Source organism: Kitasatospora sp. NPDC038210 (genome assembly GCF_055600605.1).
Window position 1 is genome coordinate 486,930 of sequence record NZ_JBVJYK010000001.1, and the last position, 23,259, is coordinate 510,188.

General features: G+C 74.2%; 12 protein-coding genes. 4 read left to right on the forward strand and 8 right to left on the reverse strand.

Features of this window, described 5'->3' with window-relative positions:
• Positions 1–504: 504 nt before the first annotated feature.
• Complete coding sequence (locus ACZ7KX_RS02025) at positions 505–6,942, reverse strand: amino acid adenylation domain-containing protein (RefSeq protein WP_470324801.1); 6,438 nt, start codon at positions 6,940–6,942, stop codon at positions 505–507.
• A 214-nt stretch (positions 6,943–7,156) separates the two neighbouring features.
• On the opposite strand from ACZ7KX_RS02025, the gene ACZ7KX_RS02030 reads away from it, so the two are divergent.
• The 4 genes from ACZ7KX_RS02030 to panD are packed head-to-tail and all read left to right on the forward strand — an operon-like array spanning position 7,157 to position 16,232.
• Positions 7,157–7,375 (forward strand): MbtH family protein, encoded by a 219-nt coding sequence (locus tag ACZ7KX_RS02030; protein WP_350523993.1) that lies wholly within the window; start codon positions 7,157–7,159, stop codon positions 7,373–7,375.
• Positions 7,375–9,219, forward strand: a complete 1,845-nt coding sequence (locus tag ACZ7KX_RS02035; RefSeq protein WP_470324802.1) for an amino acid adenylation domain-containing protein — start codon at positions 7,375–7,377, stop codon at positions 9,217–9,219. The genes ACZ7KX_RS02030 and ACZ7KX_RS02035 overlap by 1 nt, the downstream gene beginning before the upstream one ends.
• Positions 9,216–15,773, forward strand: coding sequence for an amino acid adenylation domain-containing protein (locus ACZ7KX_RS02040; protein ID WP_470324803.1), 6,558 nt, complete (start codon positions 9,216–9,218; stop codon positions 15,771–15,773). Before ACZ7KX_RS02035 ends, ACZ7KX_RS02040 begins: the two co-directional genes overlap by 4 nt.
• Before the next feature lie 39 nt (positions 15,774–15,812).
• Complete coding sequence (gene panD, locus ACZ7KX_RS02045; RefSeq protein ID WP_470324804.1) at positions 15,813–16,232, forward strand: aspartate 1-decarboxylase; 420 nt, start codon at positions 15,813–15,815, stop codon at positions 16,230–16,232.
• 96 nt (positions 16,233–16,328) lie between these two features.
• Here the strand turns inward: panD and ACZ7KX_RS02050 are convergent, their stop codons facing one another.
• The 7 genes from ACZ7KX_RS02050 to ACZ7KX_RS02080 all read right to left on the reverse strand — a co-directional run bounded on the left by ACZ7KX_RS02050 (position 16,329) and on the right by ACZ7KX_RS02080 (position 23,254).
• Positions 16,329–17,180, reverse strand: a complete 852-nt coding sequence (locus ACZ7KX_RS02050; protein ID WP_470324805.1) for a LysR family transcriptional regulator — start codon at positions 17,178–17,180, stop codon at positions 16,329–16,331.
• A 300-nt stretch (positions 17,181–17,480) separates the two neighbouring features.
• Positions 17,481–17,855: a (R)-mandelonitrile lyase gene (locus tag ACZ7KX_RS02055; protein WP_350523998.1), complete on the reverse strand. Its 375-nt coding sequence runs from the start codon at positions 17,853–17,855 to the stop codon at positions 17,481–17,483.
• 96 nt (positions 17,856–17,951) lie between these two features.
• A complete protein-coding gene (locus ACZ7KX_RS02060; RefSeq protein ID WP_470324806.1) occupies positions 17,952–19,415 on the reverse strand; it encodes an MFS transporter in 1,464 nt (487 codons plus the stop codon).
• 185 nt (positions 19,416–19,600) lie between these two features.
• Positions 19,601–20,002: a VOC family protein gene (locus ACZ7KX_RS02065; RefSeq protein WP_470324807.1), complete on the reverse strand. Its 402-nt coding sequence runs from the start codon at positions 20,000–20,002 to the stop codon at positions 19,601–19,603.
• A gap of 66 nt (positions 20,003–20,068) precedes the next feature.
• Complete coding sequence (locus tag ACZ7KX_RS02070) at positions 20,069–20,413, reverse strand: cupin domain-containing protein (protein ID WP_470324808.1); 345 nt, start codon at positions 20,411–20,413, stop codon at positions 20,069–20,071.
• A 76-nt stretch (positions 20,414–20,489) separates the two neighbouring features.
• Entirely contained in the window at positions 20,490–22,358 is a 1,869-nt protein-coding gene (locus ACZ7KX_RS02075) for an FAD/NAD(P)-binding protein (protein WP_470324809.1), read from the reverse strand.
• The gene (locus tag ACZ7KX_RS02080) at positions 22,355–23,254 is read right to left on the reverse strand and encodes an N-acyl homoserine lactonase family protein (protein WP_470324810.1); all 900 of its coding nucleotides are present in this window, start codon (positions 23,252–23,254) and stop codon (positions 22,355–22,357) included. The genes ACZ7KX_RS02075 and ACZ7KX_RS02080 overlap by 4 nt, the downstream gene beginning before the upstream one ends.
• Positions 23,255–23,259 lie beyond the last annotated feature (5 nt).

Sequence of the window (23,259 nt, forward strand, 5' to 3'; positions counted from 1 at the left end):
GGGTGTGTGCCCGTGCCCGACAGGTAGAGAGCATCGACCGGTGGGCGCCCGCGCGGCATCGGGTGACGGCCCCCAGATTTCCCGAGCGGCCCGCGGGCCGGACCGGCGCCGGACGACTCCGACCTGCGCGGGGCTCCGCGCCACGTCCCGCGCCGCCCGGCCCGGCCGCGCCCGGCCCGCGGATCGTCCGCCGTCGGACGGTCGTGGCGCGAACCGTCGGGCGGTGGCCAGGCCGGACGGAGAAACATGGGGGCGATGCCCCCATGAAGGGCCGCGACGGTCCAGGCCGCCGGTCGTGGGGCCGACGCGGCCGGAGCGGTGGCGTCCGCCCACCGGAGCACGACCGTCCGGTGACCGAACGTTCGGTCACCCGACGGCCGGGTCCCCGAGGACGCGGGCCCCCCGAGGGGTGCGGGAAGCCGCGGACGGGGAAGCCGGCGAGGCCGGCCGGGCTCGGGGCCCGGCCGGCCCGCCGGCCGCGTCAGGGTGGTTGCGGGCGGTGCCCTACGCCTCCTCGGCGAGCAGTGCCTCGACCTCCTCGTCGGAGAGCCCCGCGATCTCGGCTTCGACCGCCCGTTCGACGGCCTCCGCCTGGAGGGCGACGGTCGGCGCCTCGAAGAGCAGGCGCAGCGGCAGCTCGACCGCGAACGCCCGGCGCAGCTGGGCCAGCACCCTGGTGGCGAGCAGCGAGTGCCCGCCGAGGTCGAAGAACCCGTCGTGCACGCCGATCCGGTCGAGGCCCAGGACCTCGCCCCAGATCCGCGCGACGACCTCCTCCGCGGGGGTGCCGGGGGCGAGGTAGCCGTGCTCCAGCTGCGGGCGGCCCGCCTCGGGGGCCGGGAGGGCCTTGCGGTCCACCTTCTTGCTGCTGGTGAGCGGCAGTTCGGGCAGTTCCACCCAGAGCGAGGGGATCATGTACTCGGGGAGCCGGTCGCCCAGGTAGGCGCGCAGGGCCGCGATGTCCGGGGCCGTGCCGTCACCGGTGACGAGGTAGGCCACCAGCCGGCGGTCGCCGGGCCGCACGTCCCGGGCCACCACGGCGACCGCGCGGACCAGGGGGTGCTGGGCGAGCACCGCCTCGATCTCGCCGAGCTCGATCCGGAACCCGCGGACCTTGACCTGCTGGTCGATCCGGCCGAGGAACTCGATGACCCCGTCGGCCGCGTAGCGGACCAGGTCGCCGGTGCGGTACAGGCGGCCGGGCGCCGGCGAGAACGGGTCGGGCACGAAACGCTCGGCGGTCAGCGCGGGCCTGCGGTGGTAGCCGCGGGCGACCCGGACCCCGCCGAGGTAGAGCTCGCCCGGCACCCCGACCGGCACCGGGTTGAGGTCGGGGTCGAGGACGTACGCCGTGGTGCCGGGCACCGGCCGGCCGATCGGCAGCGTGGACTCCCCGCGGGCGCCCGGGAGTGCGCCGGCGACGGGGTGCAGGACACAGGTCACGGTGGCCTCGGTGGGGCCGTAGTTGCACAGGAAGCGGGCGGGCAGGCCGGTGGCGGCCCAGTGCCGGGCGTCGTCCACCGTGACCACGTCGCTGCCGACGTTCATCAGCCGCAGCCGCTCCAGCCGTCGGTCGCCCGGCGCGAGGCCGGCGACCAGCTCGCGGTAGTAGGCCGGCGTGATCTCCATGATCGTGACCCGGTACTCGGCCAGCCGGTCCGCAAGCTCGGCCGGGCTCCAGAACAGCGGATCGCTCACCACCACGGTCGCACCGGCCAGCAGGGTGGCCGCCATCTGGTCCATCGCCACGTCGAAGGTGAGCGCCGACAGCAGCACCACGCGGTCGTCGGCGCCGATGTCGTACGCCTCGGCGATGACCTCGCAGTGGTGGGCGTAGGAGCCGTGCTGGATCAGCACGCCCTTGGGCTGCCCGGTGGACCCCGACGTGTAGATGACGTACGCGAGTTGGTCCGGGTCGACGGTCACCGCCGGGGCCGTGGTGGGCCGTTGTGCCAGCAGGTCGGCGTCGCCGTCCAGGCTGATCACCGTCGCCCGCCCGCCGGCCAGGCGGTCGGCGAAGCGGCTGTGCGTCAGCACCGTCGAGGCCCCGGCGTCCTCCAGCATGAAGGCGAGCCGCTCGGCGGGGTGCTCGGGGTCGAACGGCACGTAGCAGCCGCCGGCCTTCAGCACGCCGAGCAGGGCGACCACGACATCCGGTCCGCGCTCCAGGCAGACCCCGACCACGCTCTCCGGGCCGACCCCGGACGCCCGCAGGTGGTGCGCCAACTGGTTGGCCCGGGCGTCGAGTTCGCCGTAGGTCAGGCGACGCTCGGGCCGGCCGGCGTAGACCACCGCGAGCGCGTCGGGCTGCGCGGCGGCCCGCGCCGAGAAGAGCTCGGGAACGCAGGCCCGGGGCTGCCCGGCCGGGGTGCCGCGCCAGTCGGTGAGCAGCTGCCGCCGCTCCGGCCCGGTCAGCATCTCCAGCTCGCCGATCCGGACCTCCGGCGCGCCGACGGCGCTGCGCACCAGCTGCAGGTAGTGCTGGGCCATCCGTTCCACGGTGGACCGGTCGAAGAGCGCGGTGGAGTACTCGAAGGCGCACGAGAGCGTGCCGTCGGGCTGCTCCTCGAAGGTGACGGTGAGGTCGAACTTGGCGACCCGCCAGTCGGCCGGCAGCTCCTCGACGTCGAGGCCGTCGATCTCCAGGGGGCTCTGCCGGGTGTGCAGCAGCTCGAACATCACCTGGAAGAGCGGGTTGCGGGACAGGTCGCGGTCGGGGCGCAGCTCGTCGACCAGCCGCTCGAAGGGCAGGTCCTGGTGGGCGTAGGCCTGGACGGCGTCGGCCCGTACCCGGTCGAGCAGTTCGGCGAAGGTCGGCGCCCCCGAGAGGTCGGCCCGCAGGACGACGGTGTTGACGAACAGGCCGGCCAGGTCCTCCGTCTCGGCGCGGGTACGGCCGGCCACCGGGGTGCCGACCGCGAGGTCGCTCTGACCGCTGTAGCGGGCCAGCAGTACGTGGAACGCGGCCAGCAGGACCATGAAGGAGGTCGCCGAGCGGGCCCGGCCCACGGCGGCGACCGCCGCTCCGAGGTCGGCGGGCACCTCGACGTGGAGCAGTTCGCCGCGCGGGTCGCGCACCGCGGGGCGCGGCCGGTCGGTCGGCAGCTCCAGCGGCTGGAGGCCGGCCAGGTGCTCCTTCCAGTAGTCCAGTTGTGCGGCGACCACCGGCTCGGCCAGCCGGTCGCGCTGCCAGGCGGCGAAGTCGGCGTACTGCACGGCGGGCGCGGCTTCCGGCAGCGGCAGGCCGGCCGTGAAGCAGCGGTAGAACCGCCCGATCTCGCCGGTGACCACCTCCATCGACCAGGCGTCGGTGGCGATGTGGTGGAAGGTCAGGGCGAGGATCCACTCCTCGGCGGCGGTCCGCAGCAGCGCGGCCCGCACCGGCGGCTCGCGGTCGAGCTCGAACGGCCGGCCGGTCTCCCGGGCGAGCAGCTCGTGCACCTCCCGCTCGGCCTGGCCGCGCAGGTCCCGCGCGGCCAGGCCGAGCGGGCGCGGCGGGTCGACCACCTGCACGGGCACCCCGTCCACCTCGGTGTACCGGGTGCGCAGCACCTCGTGCCGGGCCACCACCTGGTCCAGGGCCCGGGCCAGCGCCTGCTCGTCCAGCCGGCCGGTGAGCCGCAGCACGGCCGGCACCAGGTACTCGGCGCTGCCGGGCTCCAGCCGGTCGAGGAACCAGAGGCGCTGCTGCGCCGAGGAGAGCGGCAGCGGGCCGGTCCTGGGGGCGGGGGTGATCGGCGGCAGCTCGACGCCCCGGTAGCCGGTCTCGATCAGCTCGGCCAGCCGGGCCGGTGTGCGCAGGGCGAAGACCTGGGCGAGCGGCAGCTCGACGCCCAGCGCGTCGCGCAGCCGGAAGGCGACCCGGGTGGCGAGCAGCGAGTGCCCGCCGAGTGCGAAGAAGTCGTCCCGGGCGCCGACCCGTTCCAGCCCCAGGACCTCGGCGAAGACCGCGGCCAGGGTCTGCTCGACGGGGGAGCGCGGGGCGACGTACGCGCCCGCGGCCTCGGAGCGTGCGGGGTCGGGCGCGGGCAGTGCCGCGCGGTCGACCTTGCCGCTGGCGGTCAGCGGGAGCGCGTCCAGCAGGACGAAGGCGGAGGGGACCATCGCCTCCGGCAGGCGGCCCGCCAGGTGCGAGCGCAGCCGCTGCGGGTCGAGCACCGCCGCCGCCTCGGGCACGACGTGCGCAATCAGCCGGGAGTCCCCGTCGTCGCGGCGCTGGACGCCCACCACGGCCGCGGCGACGCCCGGGTGGGTGCACAGGACGCCCTCCACCTCGCCCGGTTCGATCCGCACACCGCGGACCTTGAGCTGGCCGTCGATCCGGCCCAGGTACTCCAGCCGGCCGTCGGCGTGCCACCGCGCGCGGTCCCCGGTCCGGTAGAGCCGCTCGCCCGGCTGCTGCGGGAAGGGGCTGGGGGCGAACCGCTCGGCGGTCAGCCCGGGGCGGCCCAGGTAACCGCGGGCGAGTCCGACGCCGACCACGCACAGTTCGCCGGGGACGCCGACCGGGCAGAGGTTGTCGTCCCGGTCGAGGACCAGGATCCGCAGGTTGTCCAGCGGCCGGCCGATGGAGACGGTCCGGGCGCGGTCGTCGGCCCGGTAGCGCCAGGCGGTCACGTCGATCGAGCACTCGGTGGGCCCGTAGGTGTTGTACAGCTCCACCTTCACCCGGCTGAGCAGCTTCTCGCAGAGGCGGGCCGGCAGCGGTTCGCCGGCGCAGAACACCAGGCGCAGGCTGGTGCACTCGGCGAGGCCGGGCTGGTCCACCAGGGTGCTCAGGACCGACGGCACGAGCTGCAGCACGGTGACGCCGTGCTCGGCCACCGCCCGGAGCATCGCGGCCGGGTCGCGGTGGGCGCCGTCGGGTGCCAGCACGATGGTGGCGCCGCACACCAGCGGTGCCAGGAACTCCCACATCGCCGCGTCGAAGCCGATCGTGGTCTTCTGCAGGATCCGGTCGCCGGCCGAGAGGCCGTGCCGCTCGACGGTCCACAGCACGCGGTTGCGGATCCCCTCGTGGGGCACCAGCACGCCCTTGGGCAGGCCGGTCGAACCGGAGGTGTAGACGGCGTACGCGGCGCCGGCCGGGTCGACCCGCGGCAGGTCGACGGTGTCGGACCCGTCGGGGAAGGCCGGCTCCCCGCCGTCGAGGATGACGTCGGCCGGGAACTGCGGCAGGTCGTGCGAGGCGTCGGCGATCAGCAGCGCGGCCGCGCTGTCCCGCAGCAGGTGCTCGCGGCGGGCCGCCGGGTGCTCGGGGTCGACCGGGACGTAGACCGAGCCGGCCTTGAGGACCGCGAGCAGCGCGGTGACCAGGTCCGGGCCGCGGCGCAGGGACACCGCCACCGGCACCTCGGGGCCGGCGCCCAGCTCGACCAGCCGGCGGGCCAGGCGGTCGGCCCGCCGGTCGAGCGCGCCGTACGTCACCTCCTCGGTGCCGAAGACCACCGCGGTCGCCTCCGGAGTGGCGGCGGCCTGCTCGGCGAAGAGCTCGTGCAGGCAGCGGTCGGGACGCGGGACCACCGGGCCGAGGCCGGCCTCGTCGAGGCGGTCGCGCTCGGCGGCGTCCAGCAGGTCGAAGCGGGCGAGCGGGCGCCCCGGGTCGGCGGCGAGGCCCGCCAGCAGCCGGCCGTAGTGGTCCGCCAGCCGCTGCACGCTCTCGCGTTCGAACAGGGCGGTGGCGTACTGGAGGGAGCCGGAGAGGGTGCCGTCCTCGTGTTCCAGCACGTGCAGGGTCAGGTCGAAGGCCGCGCCCGCCCCCGGCGTGGGGACGACCCTCACCTGGAGGCCGGGCAGCGTGAACGGCCGGGCGGCGGCGTTCTGCAGCGCGAAGGAGACCTGGAAGAGGGGGTTGCGGGAGAGGTCCCGGTCCGGCGCCAGTTCGTCGACCAGGCGCTCGAACGGGACCTCCTGGTGGGTGAAGGCGTCCAGTGCCGACTCCCGCACCCGGGCCAGCAGGTCGAGGAAGGACGGGTCGCCGGACAGGTCGGCCCGCATCACCAGGGTGTTGGTGAAGAAGCCGACCAGCTCCTCCACCTCCACCAGGGACCGGCCCGCCACCGGCGTGCCCACGGCGACGTCCGTCCGGCCGGTGTGCCGGGCCAGCAGGGCCTGGAAGGCCGCGAGCAGCACCATGAACGGCGTCGCGCCGTGGGCCCGCGCCAGCCGCTCGACCGCCGCGACCAGCTCGGGGGCGAGCGCGAAGTCCACGCTGTCGCCCGCCGCGTCCCAGACCGCCGGCCGCGGCCGGTCCGTCGGCAGGTCCAGCGGCGCCAGCCCGGCGAGCCGGTCGTGCCAGTACGCCAGGTCCTCGGCCAGCCGGTCGCCGGACAGGTACTCGCGCTGCCAGTCGGCGAAGTCCGCGTACTGCACCGGGAGCGGCTCCGGGACCGGTGCCCCGCCGCCGGTGAACGCGCCGTAGAAGGCGTCCAGCTCCCGGGCCAGGACGCCCCAGGACCAGCCGTCGAAGGCGATGTGGTGCACCACCAGCAGCAGCAGGTGCTCCTCGTCGGACAGCCGGAGCAGGGTCAGGCGCAGCGGCAGCTCGGTGGCCAGGTCGAACGGACGGCGGATTCCCCGCTCGACGACCGCGCGGGCCTCGGCCTCCCGCTCCTCCGGCCGGACGTACGTCAGATCGAGCCGCGACAACGGCACTTCGGCGTGCTCGGCGATCTCCTGTACGGGTACGCCCTGGGCCGCCGGGTACCGGGTCCGCAGCACCTCGTGCCGGTCCAGCACCGCCTGCGCCGCCCGGGTCAGCGCGCCGGTGTCCAGCGGCCCGGTGATCCGCAGCACGAGCGGCAGCAGGTAGTCCGCCGCCCCCGGTCGCAACTGGTCGATGAACCAAAGCCGTTCCTGGGCGAAGGACGTCGGGCAGTGCACCGGCTGCCCCTGCGCAGCCCCGTCCGCCACGTCGGCCTCCGGGCCGAAACCACCGTTCACCTGCCACCTCCCACAGAGCGCCACGTCGGCGTGCGGTCAGCCTGCCGAGGATCCGGCGGTGCCCGGTAGAGAGGGACCGGCAGACCTGCGCGCCGCACGACTGCGCACTCCGCCGTCGGTTCTTCTCTGTGGCCGCCGAGCCGGCCTGCGGCACGCTGTGCTGCGACAGAGCCGGACACCGAGGGCCGGTCGAGCAGTGCGGGAGGACAGCGGGATGGCTGACGAGAACACCGACGAGCGCACCTACTGCGTGGTCCGCAACGACGAGGAGCAGTACTCGATCTGGCTCGCGGACCGGGAGCTTCCGCTCGGCTGGTACCGGGAGGGCTTCGAGGGCCCCCGGCAGGCCTGCCTGGACCACATCGACGAGGTGTGGACGGACATGCGCCCGCTGAGCCTGCGCCGCCGCATGGAGCAGGCGAGCCAGGCCTGATGGGCGAGCGAAGCGAGCACGTGCCGCTGCCCGACCTCTCGTTGCACCAGCGGGTCGCGCAGCACGCGGCCGCCGCGCCGCAGGCCGTCGCGGTGGAGTGCGCCGGCGAGCGGCTGACCTACGCCGAACTGGACGCCCGGGCGAACCAGGTGGCCCACTTGCTGGGCGAACACGGCGTCGGCCGCGGTGACCCGGTGGCGGTCTGCGCGGGGCGCGACACCGAGGTGGTGGTCGCACTGCTCGGCGTGCTCAAGGCCGGCGGCTACTACGTGCCGCTGGACCCGGAGTACCCGGCCGAGCGGCTGGCGTTCATGGCCGCCGACTCCGGGGCCCGGATCCTGCTGGTCCAGCCGGAGTCGGCGCACCGCTTCGACGCCGTCCCGGGCCTGCACGCCGTCCCGATGGCGAAGGGCCCGGTGGCGCCCGGCCGCCCGACCACCCCGCCGCCGGTCGCCACCCACCCGGACGACCTCGCGTACCTGATGTACACCTCCGGTTCGACGGGCCGGCCCAAGGGGGTCGGGATCACGCACCGGAACGTGCTGCGGCTGGTGCACGGGGTCGACTACGTCGACCTCGACGCCGGGCAGGTGGTGCTGATGCTCGCTTCGCTCTCCTTCGACGCTTCGACCTTCGAGATCTGGGGCCCGCTGGCCAACGGCGCCAGGCTGGCCGTCCTGCCGCAGGGCATCCCCACCGGCGAGACGATCGAGCGGGCCGTCCGCGACCACGGCGTGACCCTGCTGATGCTCACCAGCGGGCTGTTCCAGCACGTGGTGCGCACCCGCCCCGACGCCCTGGCCCCGGTCCGCCACGTCCTCGTGGTCGGCGACGTGGCACCGCCCGCCGAGGTGCGGGCCCTGATCGAACTCGGTGTCGAGGTCAGCAACGGCTACGGGCCCACCGAGTGCACGACGTTCAGCTGCGTGCGGCGCGGCATCACCCCGGCCGAGACGGCCGGCAGCATCCCGATCGGCGCCGCCATCACCAACACCACGGCGTACGTCGTCGACGACCGGGGCCGGCGCACCCCGCCCGGCACCGAGGGCGAACTGCTGATCGGCGGCCCGGGCGTGGGCCTCGGCTACCTCGGGCGGCCCGCCCTCACCGCCGAGCGCTTCGTGCCGGACCCGTTCGGCACCACGCGGGGCGGCCGACTGTACCGGACCGGCGACCTGGTGGTCCGTCAGGACGACGGCCTGTTCAGGTTCCTGGGCCGACGCGACCAGCAGGTGAAGATCCTCGGGCACCGGGTGGAACCCGGCGAGATCGAGGCGGCGCTGAGCAACCACCCCGAACTCGCCGCGGCGGCGGTCGCCGTGCGGCCGACCGCCGCCGGCGGCAAGCAACTGGTCGGCTACGTCGTCCCCGCCGGCGACGCGGCGCCCACCGGCGCGCAGCTGCGGGCCCACCTGGGCGAACGGCTGCCGGACTACCTGGTGCCGACCGCCTGGGTCACGCTCGCCGCCCTGCCGCTCACACCGAACGGCAAGGTGGACCGGGCGGCCCTGCCGGACCCGGCCTCGGGCGGGCGCGGACCGGTGACGGCGGCCAGGACGCCGCTGGAGGAGTCCGTGGCCGAGATCTGGACCGAGCTGCTCGGCGTGGACCCGATCGACGTGCACGACGACTTCTTCACCCTGGGCGGCCAGTCGCTGCTGGCCACCCAGGTCGTCGCCCGACTGCAGGAGCGGTTCCCGGTCGCGCTGCCCGTGCGTGCCGTGTTCGACGCGCCCACGGTCGAGCGGCTGGCCGCCCTGGTGCACCGGGCGATCACCGATCATGTCGAGCAACTGACCGATTCCGAGGTGGAGTTGATGTTGTCGCAGGTGCGTGAGGGATGAGCACAGTGCCGAACCGGCGTGCGCCGGGGAGTTCCGGGGACCAGCGGCAGGCACTGCTGGACAGCCTCCTGCGCGGCGCCGCCGGCCCCGCGCGCGCCTCCGCGGCGATCGGTCCCGCACCGCGCGACCGGCAGCTGTCCCTCTCCTTCGCCCAGCAGCGGCTCTGGACCCTGGAGCAGCTGCGCCCCGGCACTGCCGAGTACGTGGTGCCCCTCGGCTGGGAGCTGCACGGGCCGCTGGACGTCCCGGCGCTGCGCCGTGCCCTGCGCGAGCTGGTCGAGCGGCACGAGGTGCTGCGCACCCGCTACCGGGAGGACGACCACCGGCCGGTCCAGGTGGTGGACCCGGCCGCCGAGCCGGACTTCGCCGAGCTGGACCTCAGCGGCCTGAGCCCCGACGAACGCCCGGCGCGGACGGCGGAGGCGATCGAGCGCGAGGCCAGGACGCCGTTCGACCTGGCCGCGCGCTGGCCGCTGCGGGCCCGGCTGGTGCGGCTCGCCCCGGACCACCACGTGCTGGCCCTGGCCCTGCACCACATCGCCGTCGACGGCTGGTCGGTCGGCGTGCTCGCCCGTGAACTCGGCGTGCTGTACTCGGCGTTCGCCACCGGCTCGGCCGTCCCGCTGGAGCCGCTGCCGGTGCAGTACGCCGACTTCGCGGCCTGGCAGCGCGGCGAACAGGGCGGCCCGGCGACCGGGCAGCTGCCGTACTGGCGGTCCCGGCTCGCGGGTGCGACGGCGACCGCCCTGACCACCGACCGGCGCCGCCCCCCGGTCTTCGACCCGGCCGGCGCCACCCTGCCGTTCACCGTACCGGCCCGCACGGCGCGGGCCCTGGCGGAGCTCGGGCGCTCGCGCGGCGCGACGCCGTTCATGGTGCTGCTGGCCGCGTTCCAGGTCCTGCTGGCCCGGCACACCGGCCGGACGGACATCGTGGCGGGCACGCCGGTGGCCGGGCGCACCAGGGCCGAGGTGCAGGGCCTGGTCGGCTTCTTCGTCAACACCCTGGTGATGCGCACCGACCTGTCCGGCGACCCGTCCTTCCTGGCCGCCGTGGACCGCGTGCGGGAGACGGCGCTGGACGCCTTCGCCCACCAGGAGGTCCCGTTCGAGCGGCTGGTGGACGAGCTGGCGCCGGAGCGGGACCCCTCCCGCAACCCGCTGTTCCAGATCATGTTCGCGCTGAACAACACCGACCCCGCGGAGTTCGACGGCCCGGACCTGCGGGCCACCGAACTCGCGACACCCTGGCACGGATCCAGGTTCGACCTGACGCTGCACCTGACCGAGCAGCCCGACGGCTCGCTGCGCGGAGTCGTCGAGTACGCGACGGCGCTGTTCGGCCCGGAGCGCATGGCGGCGCTCACGCGGCACTTCGGCACCCTGCTCGAAGGTCTCGCCGACGACCCGGAGACGACGCTGCACGAGGCGCCGCTGGCGTCGGCCGGGGAGCTGGAGCTGCTGGCCGGGTTCAACGACACGGCGGTGGAGTACCCGCAGGACGGGCTGCTGCACGGGCTGGTCGAGGAGCAGGCGGAGCGCTCCCCGGACGCGGTGGCGGTGCGCTTCGAGGGCCGTGAGCTGACGTACGCGCAGCTGGACGCGGCGGCCGCGCGGGTGGCCCGGCGGCTGCGGGCGACCGGCGTCGGACCGGAGTCGGTCGTCGGGGTGTGCCTGCACCGCAGCCTGGAGCTGCCGGTGGCGCTGCTGGGCGTGCTCAAGGCCGGCGGGGCGTACCTGCCCCTGGACCCGGGGTACCCGGCGCAGCGGCTGGCCCACATGCTCGCCGACTCCGGCACCCCGGTCGTGATCACCACCGCCGACCTGGCGGCCGGCCTGCCCGGGCACGATGCCCGGACCGTGCTCGTCGCCGAGGCCCGGGGCGACGAACCCCGGGCCGAGCAGGGCGAGGCCGGCACGGCCGCGGACCGGCCGTCCCCGGCCGTGCCGGTGGACCCGGACAACCCGGCCTACGTGATCTACACCTCCGGCTCCACCGGCCTGCCCAAGGGCGTGGTCGTCACCCACCGCGGCATCGTCAACCGGCTGCGCTGGATGCAGGACGCCTACCGGCTCGACCGGGACGACCGGGTCCTGCAGAAGACGCCCTACAGCTTCGACGTCTCGGTGTGGGAGTTCTTCTGGCCACTGGCCACCGGGGCGACGCTGGTGCTCGCCCGCCCGGACGGGCACCGCGACCCCGGCTACCTCGCCGAGACCATCACCGGTGAGCGGATCACCACCACCCACTTCGTCCCCGCCATGCTGCGGCTCCTCCTCGACACCCTGCCGACCGGCGGCGCGCTCACCCCGCTGCGCCGGGTCCTGTGCAGCGGCGAAGCCCTGCCCGACGACCTCGCCGACGCCTTCCACCACCACCCGGCGATCCGGCACGCCGAACTCCACAACCTCTACGGCCCCACCGAGGCGTCCGTCGACGTCACCGCCACCCCCTGCCCGCCGGGGCAGCCGGTCACCATCGGCCGTCCCATCGCCAACACCCGCACCCACGTCCTCGACCAGGACCTCACCCCCCAACCCCTCCACCTCGCCGGCCAACTCGCCCTCGCCGGCGTGCAACTCGCCCGCGGCTACCTGGGCCGCCCCGCCCTCACCGCCGAACGCTTCGTCCCCGACCCCGACCCGCGCCACCCCGGCACCCGCCTCTACCTCACCGGCGACCAGGCCCACCACAACCCCGACGGCACCCTCACCTACCACGGCCGCACCGACCACCAGGTGAAACTCCACGGCCACCGCATCGAGCTCGGCGAGATCGAGACCGCCCTGCGCAGCCACCCCGCCGTCAGCCAGGCCGTCGTCACCGTCCACCAGGACCACCTCACCGCGTACACCGTCACCGTCCCCGAGAGCGCCCCGCCCGCCCCGGCCCGGCTGCGCGACCACCTCGCCGCCACCCTGCCCGCCCACATGCTCCCCACCCACTACCGCGCCCTCGACGCCCTCCCGCTCACCCCGAGCGGCAAGATCGACCGCAACGCCCTCCCGGCACCGGACCCGGCACCGGTCGACGCGGCGAACCACACCCCGCCGAGCACCCCGCTCCAGCACCTGATCGTCCGCAGCTGGGCCGAGGCCCTCGGCATCGAGCCGCACCTGATCGGCGTCCACTCCGGCTTCTTCGCGCTCGGCGGCGACTCGATCCGCGCCATCGGCGCGGTCGGCCGCCTGCGCGGCGCCGGGCTCGACATCGCCGTCCAGGACGTGTTCCGGCACCAGACGGTCGCCCGGCTCGCCGAGGCCGTCGCCCCGCGCGGCGCCGGCGCGGAGCAGGCCGGGACGGCTCCCTTCGAGCTGCTCGCCGAGGCCGACCTCGATCGCCTCCCGGCCGGGTTGGCGGACGCCTACCCGCTGTCGCTCGCCCAGGCCGGCATGGTCTACGAGATGCTCGCGGGCGCCGACCGGGGCGTCTACCTGACCAACCTGAGCCACCCGGTCCGCGACGACGGCGCGTTCTCGCCGGACGCGCTGCGCGCCGCCGCGGCGCTCCTGGTGGAGCGCCACGAGATCCTGCGCACCTCCGTCGACCTGTCCTCGTTCTCCGAGCCGCTGCAGTTGGTGCACCCCACCGCGACGATCCCGGTCTCCCACGTCGACCTGCGGCAGCTGGGCGCGGCGGAGCAGCGGGCCGAGCTCGCCGCGGCCGTCGCCCGCGACCGGCTGGCGCCGTTCGACTTGGCCGTGCCGGGCCAACTGCGGGTGGTGGCCTACCAGCTGGACGAGCGGCACTGGCAGCTGTCGGCCAGCAACGGCCACGCCCTGCTGGACGGCTGGAGCCAGAGCTCGCTGGTCGGCGAACTGCTCGGCTACTACCGGGCCCTCCGGGACGGCCGGGATCCGGCGCCGGCCGCCCCGCCCGCGGCCCGGTTCGCCGACGCGATCGCCCTGGAGAAGCGGGCCCTGGCGTCCGCGGCGGACCAGGAGTTCTGGCGTGAGCGGGTCGCCCGGTACACCCCGCTGGCGCTCCCGCAGGCCTGGGCGAGCCCGCCCGGCGCGGCGGACGACGAGGGTTCGAAGACGGGCCCCGGGACGGACGAGGTGGCCCGGGTCGACTTCCGCGACCTGCTGCCGCGGCTGCGCGCGGTGGCGCAGGACGCCGGGGTGCCGCTGAAGAGCGTCCTGCTGGCCGCGCACCTCACCGTGCTGGGCATGATCAGGGGCGGCACCGGGAGCCCGATCGCCTTCCGGACCGGCCTGGTCTGCAACGTGCGGCCGGAGACGGTCGACGGCGACCAGGCGCGCGGCATGTTCCTCAACACCGTGCCCTTCGGGCTGACGCTGGACGCCCCGAGCTGGCCCGAGCTGGCCCGCGCGGTGTTCGCCGAGGAGACCGCCCTGTGGCCGCACCGGCACTACCCGCTGCCCGCCATGCAGCGGGCCTGGAGCCAGGGGACGCCGCTGGTGGACGTCTTCTTCAACCACACGGACCTGACGGTGGTCGACGGCGAGTCCATCGGACTGGACGAGGTCGGCGAGCGCACGGCGAACGAGTTCGGCCTCTCGGTCTCCACCGTCGCGGACGGCTTCGTGCTGGAGGCCGGCGCGGAGCGGGTCGGCCGGGCCGAACTCGACCTGCTGGCCCGGACGTACCGGCACGTCCTGGTCGGCCTGGCCGCCGACCCGCAGTCCGACCCGCGCCGCACGGCGCTGCCCGAGCCGGACCGCCGCACGCTGCTGGAGCGCTGGAACACCGAGCCGCCGGCCGCTGTCGGCCGCAGCCTCGTCGCGCTGTTCGAGGAGCAGGCGGCCCGCACCCCGGACGCCGTGGCCGTGATCTCCTCCGGCGACCGGCTGACCTACCGGCAACTGGCCGAGCAGGTCGCCCGGCTGGCCGGACACCTGCGGGAGCGCGGGCTGGGCCCGGGCGCGACGGCGGCGGTCTTCCTGGAGCGCGGTCCGGAGCTGCTGGTCGCCCTGCTGGCCGTGCTCGCCACGGGCGCCGCCTACGTGCCGCTGGACCCGGACCACCCGGCCGAGCGGAACGCCTTCGTGCTCGCCGACACCGCCGCCTCGGTGATCGTCACCCGGACCGGCCCGGCGGAGCGGCTCACCGCCCCGCCGTCGGCAGCCGGCGGCCCCGTCACCGTGCTGCTCGACGCGGACCGGGAGGCGATCGCCCGGCAGAGCCCGGTGTTCGCCGGGCCGCAGCTCGACCGGGACGCCCTCGCGTACGTCATCTACACCTCCGGCTCCACCGGCCGGCCCAAGGGCGTGATGATCACGCACGGCGGCCTGGCCGACTTCCTGACCGCGATGCTCGACCTGCCCGGACTGCGCCCCGGCGCGCCGGTGGCCGCGCTGACCACGGTGTCCTTCGACCCCTCCGTCCTGGAGCTCTACCTGCCGCTGCTGGTCGGTGCCCCGGTGGTGCTCGCGACCGCGGAGGAGGTCAGGGACCCGCTGCGGATGGCCGCGCTCATCACCGCCACCGCCCCCGCGATCGTCCAGTCCACCCCGGTCACCCTGCGGATGCTGCTGGACAGCGGCTGGTCGGCCCCCGCCGGGCTGGTGGTGCTGTGCGGCGGCGAGCGGCTGCCCGTCGAGCTGGCCCGCCGGCTCGCCGCCGACGGCGCCCGGGTGCTGGACCTGTACGGCCCCACCGAGACCACGGTGTGGACCACCGTGACCCGGCTGCACGCGGACGGCACCCCGGAGCAGTGGTCGCCGGTGCCCGGCACCGTCCTGTACGTCCTGGACGGCGGGCTGGAGCCGGTGCCGGTCGGGGTCCCGGGGGAGATCTGCCTCGGCGGCGCCGGCCTGGCCAGGGGCTACCTCAACCGACCCGGCGTCACGGCGCAGGCCTTCGTGCCCGACCCGCACGGCCGGGAGCCCGGGGCCAGGCTCTACCGCACCGGCGACCTCGGCCGCCGCCACCCCGACGGCCGGGTCGAGCTGCTCGGCCGGGCGGACCACCAGGTGAAGATCCGCGGCCACCGGATCGAGCCCGGTGAGATCGAGGCGGTGCTGCTGGGCTGCCCGGAGGTGCGGGCCGTGGTCGTGCACCCGGTCGCGTCGGGCACCGGGGAGGCGGAACTGGTCGCCTACCTGGAGCCGTTCCCCGGCGCCACGCCGCCGGACGGCGGCGAGCTGCGCGACCTGGTGGGCCGGCTGGTCCCGGACTACATGATCCCGGCGGCCTTCGTCGTGCTGGACGCGCTGCCGCTCACCCCGAGCGGCAAGGTCGACCGGGGCAGGCTCCCCGCCCCGGCCCCGGCCGCCCGCACCGGCGAGTACCTGGCGCCGCGGACCGAGCAGGAACGGACCGTCGCCGGCGCGTGGTGCGAGGTGCTCGGCGTCGAGCGCGTCGGAGTGCACGACAACTTCTTCGACCTCGGCGGCCACTCCCTGCTGGCCACCCGCATCGCGCTGCGGCTGCGCGACGCGACCGGGCTGGACGTACCGGTCCGCGCCCTGTTCGACCGCTCCACCGTCGCCGCGCTGGCCGCCGCGCTGCCCCAGTACGCCGAGCGCCCGACCCGGGAGACGCCCCGGCTGGTCGCCGGCCGCCGGTTCCGGCGACGGTCCGCCCCCTGACATCCGGTCACCCCACCACGACGAAGACGGAGCCAAGCCGTGAACCGCACCATGCTCAAGTCCAAGATCCACCGCGCCACCGTGACCCAGGCGGACCTGCACTACGTGGGATCGCTGACGATCGACCAGGACCTGATGGACGGCGCCGACCTGCTGCCCGGCGAACTCGTCCACATCGTCGACATCGACAACGGCGCCCGCCTGGAGACCTACGTGATCGCCGGCCCGCGCGGCAGCGGGATCATCGGGATCAACGGCGCCGCCGCCCGGCTGATCCACACCGGTGACCTGGTCATCATCATCAGCTACACCACGGTCAGCGACGCCGAGGCCAAGGCCCTCGTCCCCAAGGTCCTGATGGTCGACGCGGACAACCGCCCGCTCGCCCACACCGACGACCCGGCCGAGCCGGTGCCCGGCACCCGGACCAGCCGCGGCGACGCGGTCGCCGCCCGGTAGCGCGGGGGAGCAGCTGCGGGAGGAGCTGCGGGAGGAGCAGGGGGAGGGGCGGGCCGGACCACGTTGTCCGCCCGCTCCTCCCGTTCTCCACGGGGTTCAGGACGGAGCGCCGACGGCGGCCCGCGCCATGGCGATGAAGCGCGGGATGAGTGGATGGGCACCGCGTTGGGGATGGACCAGGTTCAGCGGCACCTGCGGGGCGTCCGGGATGGCGATGAACGACACGAACGAGTGCACGTGCTGGCGGCCGACGAATTCGGGGACCACGCCCACGCCCCGGTTCGCGGCGACGGCTTCCAGCCATTCGTCGAAATTGCTGCAGATCGCGGAGACGCTCGGCTGGCGGTCGGCCGGCCAGTCGGTCAGGTCCGTCGTTCCGCTCACTTCGTTCAGCACGAGGCCCAGTTCGGCGATTTCGGCCCAGCTCATCTCCTCCTTTCCGGCCAGCTCGGATCGTGTGGAGACGGCGGCGATCCTCCGTTCGTGCAGCAGGGTCGTGACCTTCACGTCCGGGGCCTTGATCCGACCGCGCAGGATCGCCAGGTCGCTTTTCCCGCGGTCGACCCCGGCGAGCTTGGCGTCGTGCCGCTGCACCTGAACGGTGACGCCGGTCTCGGCCTCGAACTCGGCGATCACCTCCTGCGGCCACCCGGAAGGGAAACCCCAGGCGAATCCGAGCCTGAGCACGTCCTTCGGTTCAAAACGCAATGCGTCTTCCAACCGAGTTATGAGAAAGGAAAGTTGATCGTAAAGTCGCTCGCCTTCCGGGGTGAGCGTCACCTGACGGGTGGTTCGTTCCAGTAGCTTCCGGCCGAGCAGTTCCTCCAGGCGCTTGATGTTTCTGCTGAGCGTCGGCTGGGAAACGTTCATCCGCTTGGCGGCGCGGGTGAAGTGTCTCTCTTCCGACAGGGCCAGGAACCCGCGCAGGTGGTGCAGCTCGATACTCATGGACAGCAGCATATGCAGGGAGGCATATGCGTCATCAGATGTCCCGGGCCGTCGGGAGCTGTGAGATGTCGGACGCAATGGGCCCTTCCCCGGTGCCTCGGCAGGCTTTCCGGCGGCCGGCCCCACTCCCGGGCCCGGGCTGTTTCCGCCCGTTCCACCACACAGTTGACCGGCATTCACCTGAGTCTCCGTCACCGCCGCTGCGGAATCTCCCGGGCCGGAGGCCACGGGCCGCCGACCGCTCCCGGGCCCGTGGGCGGCGTCGAGCAGGCCGACCGGTCCGGCCCGGGAGCGGAGGGTTCAGCCCGAGTACTCCTCGTCGGTCACGTGCTCGTGCCAGTCGGTGGGCCCGTCGGTGACGGCGATGTGGGTCATGAACGTGCCCTCGCCGGCGCCGTGCCAGTGCTCCTCGCCGGGGTGGCAGACCACCGTGTCGCCGGCCCTGATCTCCTGCCGCTCGCCGCCGCGGGCCTGGACCACGCCCACGCCCTCGGTCACGTGCAGGACCTGTCCGGCCGGGTGGGTGTGCCAGTGGCTGCGGGAGCCGGGCGTGAACAGGACGTTGCGCACCTCGGCGTTGGCGGTCGCGCCGATCCGCGGCCACAGCCAGACGTCGCCGGTGAAGCGGTCCTCGGGGCCCTTGGTCGAGTCTCCGGGGTGGTGGATGACATCCATCGTGTGAACTCCTTCGTGGTCATCGGTCATTGGTCATTTGGCATCGGCCATCGGCCGCTGGTCGTCGGTCATCGGTGGGCGACCGGCGGCGGGTGGCTATTGCTCGCCGAGCACCGAGCCGGTCGACGAGGACCGCCCGGCGAGCAGGATCAGGGCGGAGGCGGCGAGCGACATCACCGCCAGGACGGCGGTGGTGGTGGCGAACGCGTGCTGCGGTGTCCCGCTGCCGCCGACGAGATCCAGGTAGAGGGTGCCGAACACGGCCACGCCCAGGGTGCCGCCGACCTGGAGCGTGGTGTTGAACAGGCCGCTGACGTCCGGCGCGTACCGGGCCTCGACGGTCTCGGTCATGTGCGCCAGGGTGCCGCTGAACGCCGCGCCGTAGCCGACGCCGCCGATCCCCAGCAGGACGACCAGGGCGGCGGTGCCCTGGGCGCCGAGCGCGATGAGCGCGAAGCTGACGGCCATCAGCCCGCCCCCGACCGGGGCGGCCAGCCGGCGGGCGCGCGTTCCCAGTCGCCCGAGGATCGGCCCGATCAGGGCGAAGGTCGCCACCCAGGCGACCGGGACCAGGCCGGAGTAGACCGCGCTCTTGCCGAGTCCCTGTTGCAGGTAGAGCGCCAGGACGAACAGCACGGCGAAGTAGCCGGCCCGGGTGGCGGCCTGCGAGGCGAGTGCGAGGGCGACATGACGGCGGGTCAGCAGTTCGACGTTCATCAGGGGGGCGCCCGAGCGTCGTACCACCCTCCGCTCGGTCCAGCCGAAGAGGGCGAACACCGGCAGCGAGGATCCCAGGCAGAGCCAGGTCCACAGCGGCCAGCCCGCGTCGCGCCCCAGGACCAGCGGTGTCACCAGCAGGAACAGTCCGAGCGAGAGCAGTGCCACGCCGGGCAGGTCCAACGCGCCCTGCTGCGAGGGGCGGTCGTCCGGCAGGAAGGCCAGCGAGGTGAACAGCAGGACGACGCCGATCGGCACGTTGATCAGGAAGACCGGCCGCCAGCCGGTGCCCAGGATGTCGGCCGACACCAGGATGCCGCCCAGTGCCTGGCCGACCACCGAACTGACGCCGAGGATGCCGGTGTACGCGCCCAGCGCCCGGCGCCTGGCCCGGCCCTCGAACTCCACCTGGATGGTGGTCAGCACCTGGGAGATCATCAGGGCGGCGCCGAATCCCTGCACCACCCGGGCGCACACCAGGACGACGGCGTCGGGTGCGAGGCCGCAGCCGAGCGAGGACAGGGTGAAGACGGTCAGCCCGGCGAGGTAGACGCGCCGCCGACCGTGGATCTCGCCCAGTCGGGCGCCGGTGATCAGCAGCATCGCGAAGGCGAGCGTGTACCCGGAGACGATGAGCTCCAGGGCGCCGCTGGAGGCGTGCAGCCGATCGCGGATCGAGGGGATCGCGACGTTGACCACCGCGATGTCGACGTTGCCCAGGAACATGCCGCCGAGCAGGGACGCCAGCATCCAGAACGGCCGTCCGCCGCGTCGGTCCCCGGGGGTGTGCGGTGCCTCGACCGGCACCGCCTCGGTTGCCGCAGAGATCTTCAAGGAATCCACATCCCGGAGTGTAACTACTAGTATGTACAGTCGCAATCCGGCGCCGGCGAAGGGCGGTCCGGGCTCGGACGGCGGACGGCCGGCGGCCGGCGGGACGGCGCTGGACGGACGGCGGCCGACGGGCGGCCGGGGGCGGGTGGGGCACCGACTGGACGGTCCCGCCCCCGGCCGTCACGGGCGCGGCCTCAGACCACGTCCCGCTGGACCAGCTGGAACTGGATCCCGTCGGAAGTCCCGGGCTGCGTCCAGGCATTGAGGTTCGGCCCCACCAACACAGGCTCGCTCGTGGTGAGTTCGATGCCCAGCTGTTGCACCGCCTTCATGATCTGCGGCACGTCGTCGACCTCCACGCCGATGTGCTCGATCCGGGCCTGCGCCCCCTCGCCGAGCCTGCGGCTGCGCGCCTCCGCACCGGTCGGCTCGATGAGCTCGATCCGGCCGTCCCCGCACCGGTAGAACGCGATCCGGACGTTGCGCTCGGGGATGTCCTGAGCCCGTTCCAGCTGCATGCCCAGACTCTCCAGCAGGGCTCGGGCCTCGATGATGTCGTCCACCACCACGCCGATGTGGTCGATCCGCTTGAACATGGTCTGCCTCTCGTGCCTCTCGTTGTCAGGTGCTGCTCGTACGTCTCGTGCTGCTCGTCCGGCCGGCTACTTGGAGAAGTTGTTGTGCAGGGCCGCCAGTTGGGGAAGGTTCGACATGTTGAGGAGCAGCAGGTCGGCGTCCCCCGCCCCGTTCTCGAAGTGGTGCACGGTCCACGCCGGGATGAGCAGGATGTCGCCCTCGTTCAACCCGGTGGTGTCGCCGCTCTCGTGGAAGACCACCGTGCCCGTCCCGGAGCGCACGAAGTAGAGGTGCCACCAGGTGTGCGAGTGAGGGGTGGTGCGCTCTCCGGGCCGGACGGCCTGGAAGGTCATCGAGGTGCCGGGGACGACCTCGTGGCCGCCGTCCGGTCGGGCCAGGGTGATCGTGCCGTACTCGGTGTGCTCGGTCACCCGGAGCTCCTCGGCGAGGGTTTCCCACTGCCACAGGACCGGCTCCGGCTGCGGCCGCGCATGGCGCCGGCGGAACTCAGGGTACGGAAACTGCTGTCCGGGCTGTATCGCCACGTTCTGCCTCCGGGGTGACGTCGGTGCGCTGGTGGATGTGCGTGATCAGGTCCCGTACGGCGGTGTCCGCGTCGGCCGAGAACTGCGAGGCCATCGCGTGCCGGGGCAGCGCGTGGGTGTAGAACCGCGGCCCCTCGACCGGGTAGCCGATCGCCCAGGCGGTGGTGAGCGTTTCGCCGGTCGCGGTGACGGGCCGGCCGCACTCGTCGATCTCGATGCCGCCGGGCCGGAACGGGCCGTTGGCGTACGGGCGGACCAGCCCGCGCCCGAGCAGGTTGCCGATCAGCGGCGAGCCGTCGAGTTCCGGGTGGAAGGCGTCGAGCCGGGCGATCACCAGGGCGTCGGCGGCCACCGACTCCGCCCCCTGCGGGTACGGGGTGCGCACCACGAACCGTCCGGTCTCCCGGTCGTGGACCACGGTGCAGCCCGGCCCGCCGGCCAGGTCCACCACTCCCGCCCGGAACAGCGCGAGCAGCTGCCGGTTGCGGACCAGCGGCGGACCGAACGAGACCCGGTTCATGATCGGGCCGTAGGTCCGGTTGAACACCCGGTGCGACCGCGGGGTGAGCCCGGAGAACTCCACCGCCTCCCGCAGGCTCGCCCGGGTGTCCCGGATGACGTCGGTGGCGGCCTTGACCGGGCTCGTCGTGTTCCCCAGTTCCGCCTGCGCCAGGTCCTCGGCGACGTGGTCGAGGAAGAACTCGGTGAAGGCCTTCTGGCTGTCGAACTCCCGCTCGTGCAACGGGTCGAGGATCGCCTCGACGGCCGCCAGCTCGGCCGGGCTCGGCTCGAACCCCTCCGCGGGGACGGCGCCGCCCTGCTGCGCGGCACGGTGGGCGTAGGCCATCTCCCGCTTCAGGAGCGGCAGCACCTCCTCCTCGAAGTCGAGGCGCGGGTCGTTGCGCCGCTCCAGCGCGCGTTCCTTGAGGAGGCGCACCGCCTCCGGGGTGAAGAACCGCGCCCGGTGCTGCCCGGTGGTGCCCTTCTGGTTCACACCGCGGGCGGCGAACGGCAGGCACTGGCGGGAGAACAGCCGGATCGCGGGCTCCCGCCCGGAGGGCCGGTAGACGAGCTCCGCGCCGGAGTCGTCGAACCGTCCGCCGCGGCCGACGGTGAGCTCGGAGATCACGTCGTGCGCGGTCAGCCCGAAGCCCTGGACGGCGACGGTGGAACCGGGGGCGATCCCGCCGAGCCGCTGCACCGGGTACGGCGAGGCGCAGTACGCCAGCCAGGGGTTGCGGTCGGCGTGCTCCCGGGCGAACTCCGTGTGGGCCCGGTCCTCGTCGGTGGGGATCCGCTCGCAGTGCCCGGTGGTGAGGAGGACGTAGTCGCTCGGCAGGCGGTGGCCGTTCGCCAGGTGGACGGTGTAGCCGCCGCCCGGGTGCGCCTCGACGTCGCACGCCCGGTCGCGGTGGTGCACCACCCTGATCCGCTCCGGCAGCGCGCGCACCGTCCGGTCGAACACCCAGGTGAGGTACTCGCCGAGCAGCTTGCGGGGAAGGTAGGCGTGTTCACCGATCGGGCGGCCGCCCTCGCCGCCGGTGGGGTGGAACCCGGTGTCGAACTCGCGGTACCCGACGGCCGCCGCCCACTCGGTGAACGAGGGGCCCCGGCCGTCGGTGAACATCGTCACCTGGCTGGCCACGGTGTTGGTCAGCAGGTGGGCGGGCTGGCCGGCGGGGTGCGCGCCCTGGCCGGGCTCGCCGGGGTCGATCAGGTGCACCTCCAGCCGGCGGTCGGCGGGCAGCCGGTCGGCCAGTTCGCCGATCCGCTGCAGGACGCTCAGGCCGCGCGGCCCGACGCCGATGATCGAGACCTGGTGGAGCGTCATCGGGCCGCCCCGATCCGCTCCGCGCGGGCCGCGGCGCCGTCGGTCCCGCTCGCGATGTCCTGCGTGCCCTGGGTGTCCGGGGTGTCGGCCAGTGGGGCCTCGTGCAGGCGCACCCAGTCGGGCGCCGCCGCCAGCGGGGGGAACCGCCGGGCCACCCGGGGGTCGTGGCCGGGGATGACGTGGTCGGGGCCGTCCGCGAGGGACTCGATCACGTCGTAGCCTTCGAGCATCGGCGTGAGCTGGTCGAGGATCGGGAACGGGCTGCGCAGCCGGATGTTGGCCCACAGGTGGGTCGCGTCGCTGGCCAGTACGACCCAGCCGCGCGCGGTGTGGACCCGGACCACCTGGGTGCCCGGCGTGTGGCCCGGCACCGGGTGCACCGTCACCCCGGGCAGGATCTCCGCCTCCCCGCGGTGCAGCACCAGCCGCTCCTCGAACAGCCCCTGCACGGCGGTCTGCACGTTGACCGGCTCGAACGGCCGGCGTACGGCCCGGTGGCGCATGGCCGGCCCGGCGCAGAACCGCAGCTCCTCCTCCTGCAGGTGGATGCGGGCGGTGGGGAAGCGGTCCAGGTTGCCCGCGTGGTCGTAGTGCATGTGGGTGATCACGACGTCCGACACCTGCTCGGCCGTGACCCCGAGGTCGGCCAGCGCGTCGACCGGGCAGCGGAACAGGGTGCGACCGCGGCGGAGGGCCATCTCCTCGGGGAAGCCGGTGTCCACCAGCAGGAAGTGCCGGTCGTCGCGGATCACCCAGAGGTAGAAGTCCATCGGGCCGGCGCTGCCCGGGGTGAACTGGCCTTCGTCGTGCAGGAAGTTGTCCCGCGCGGGGCGGTCGGCGTGGGTGCCGAACCGGAGCGCGAGGACCTCGTAGGTCGGCAGCGGTCGACCGGCCATCCGGG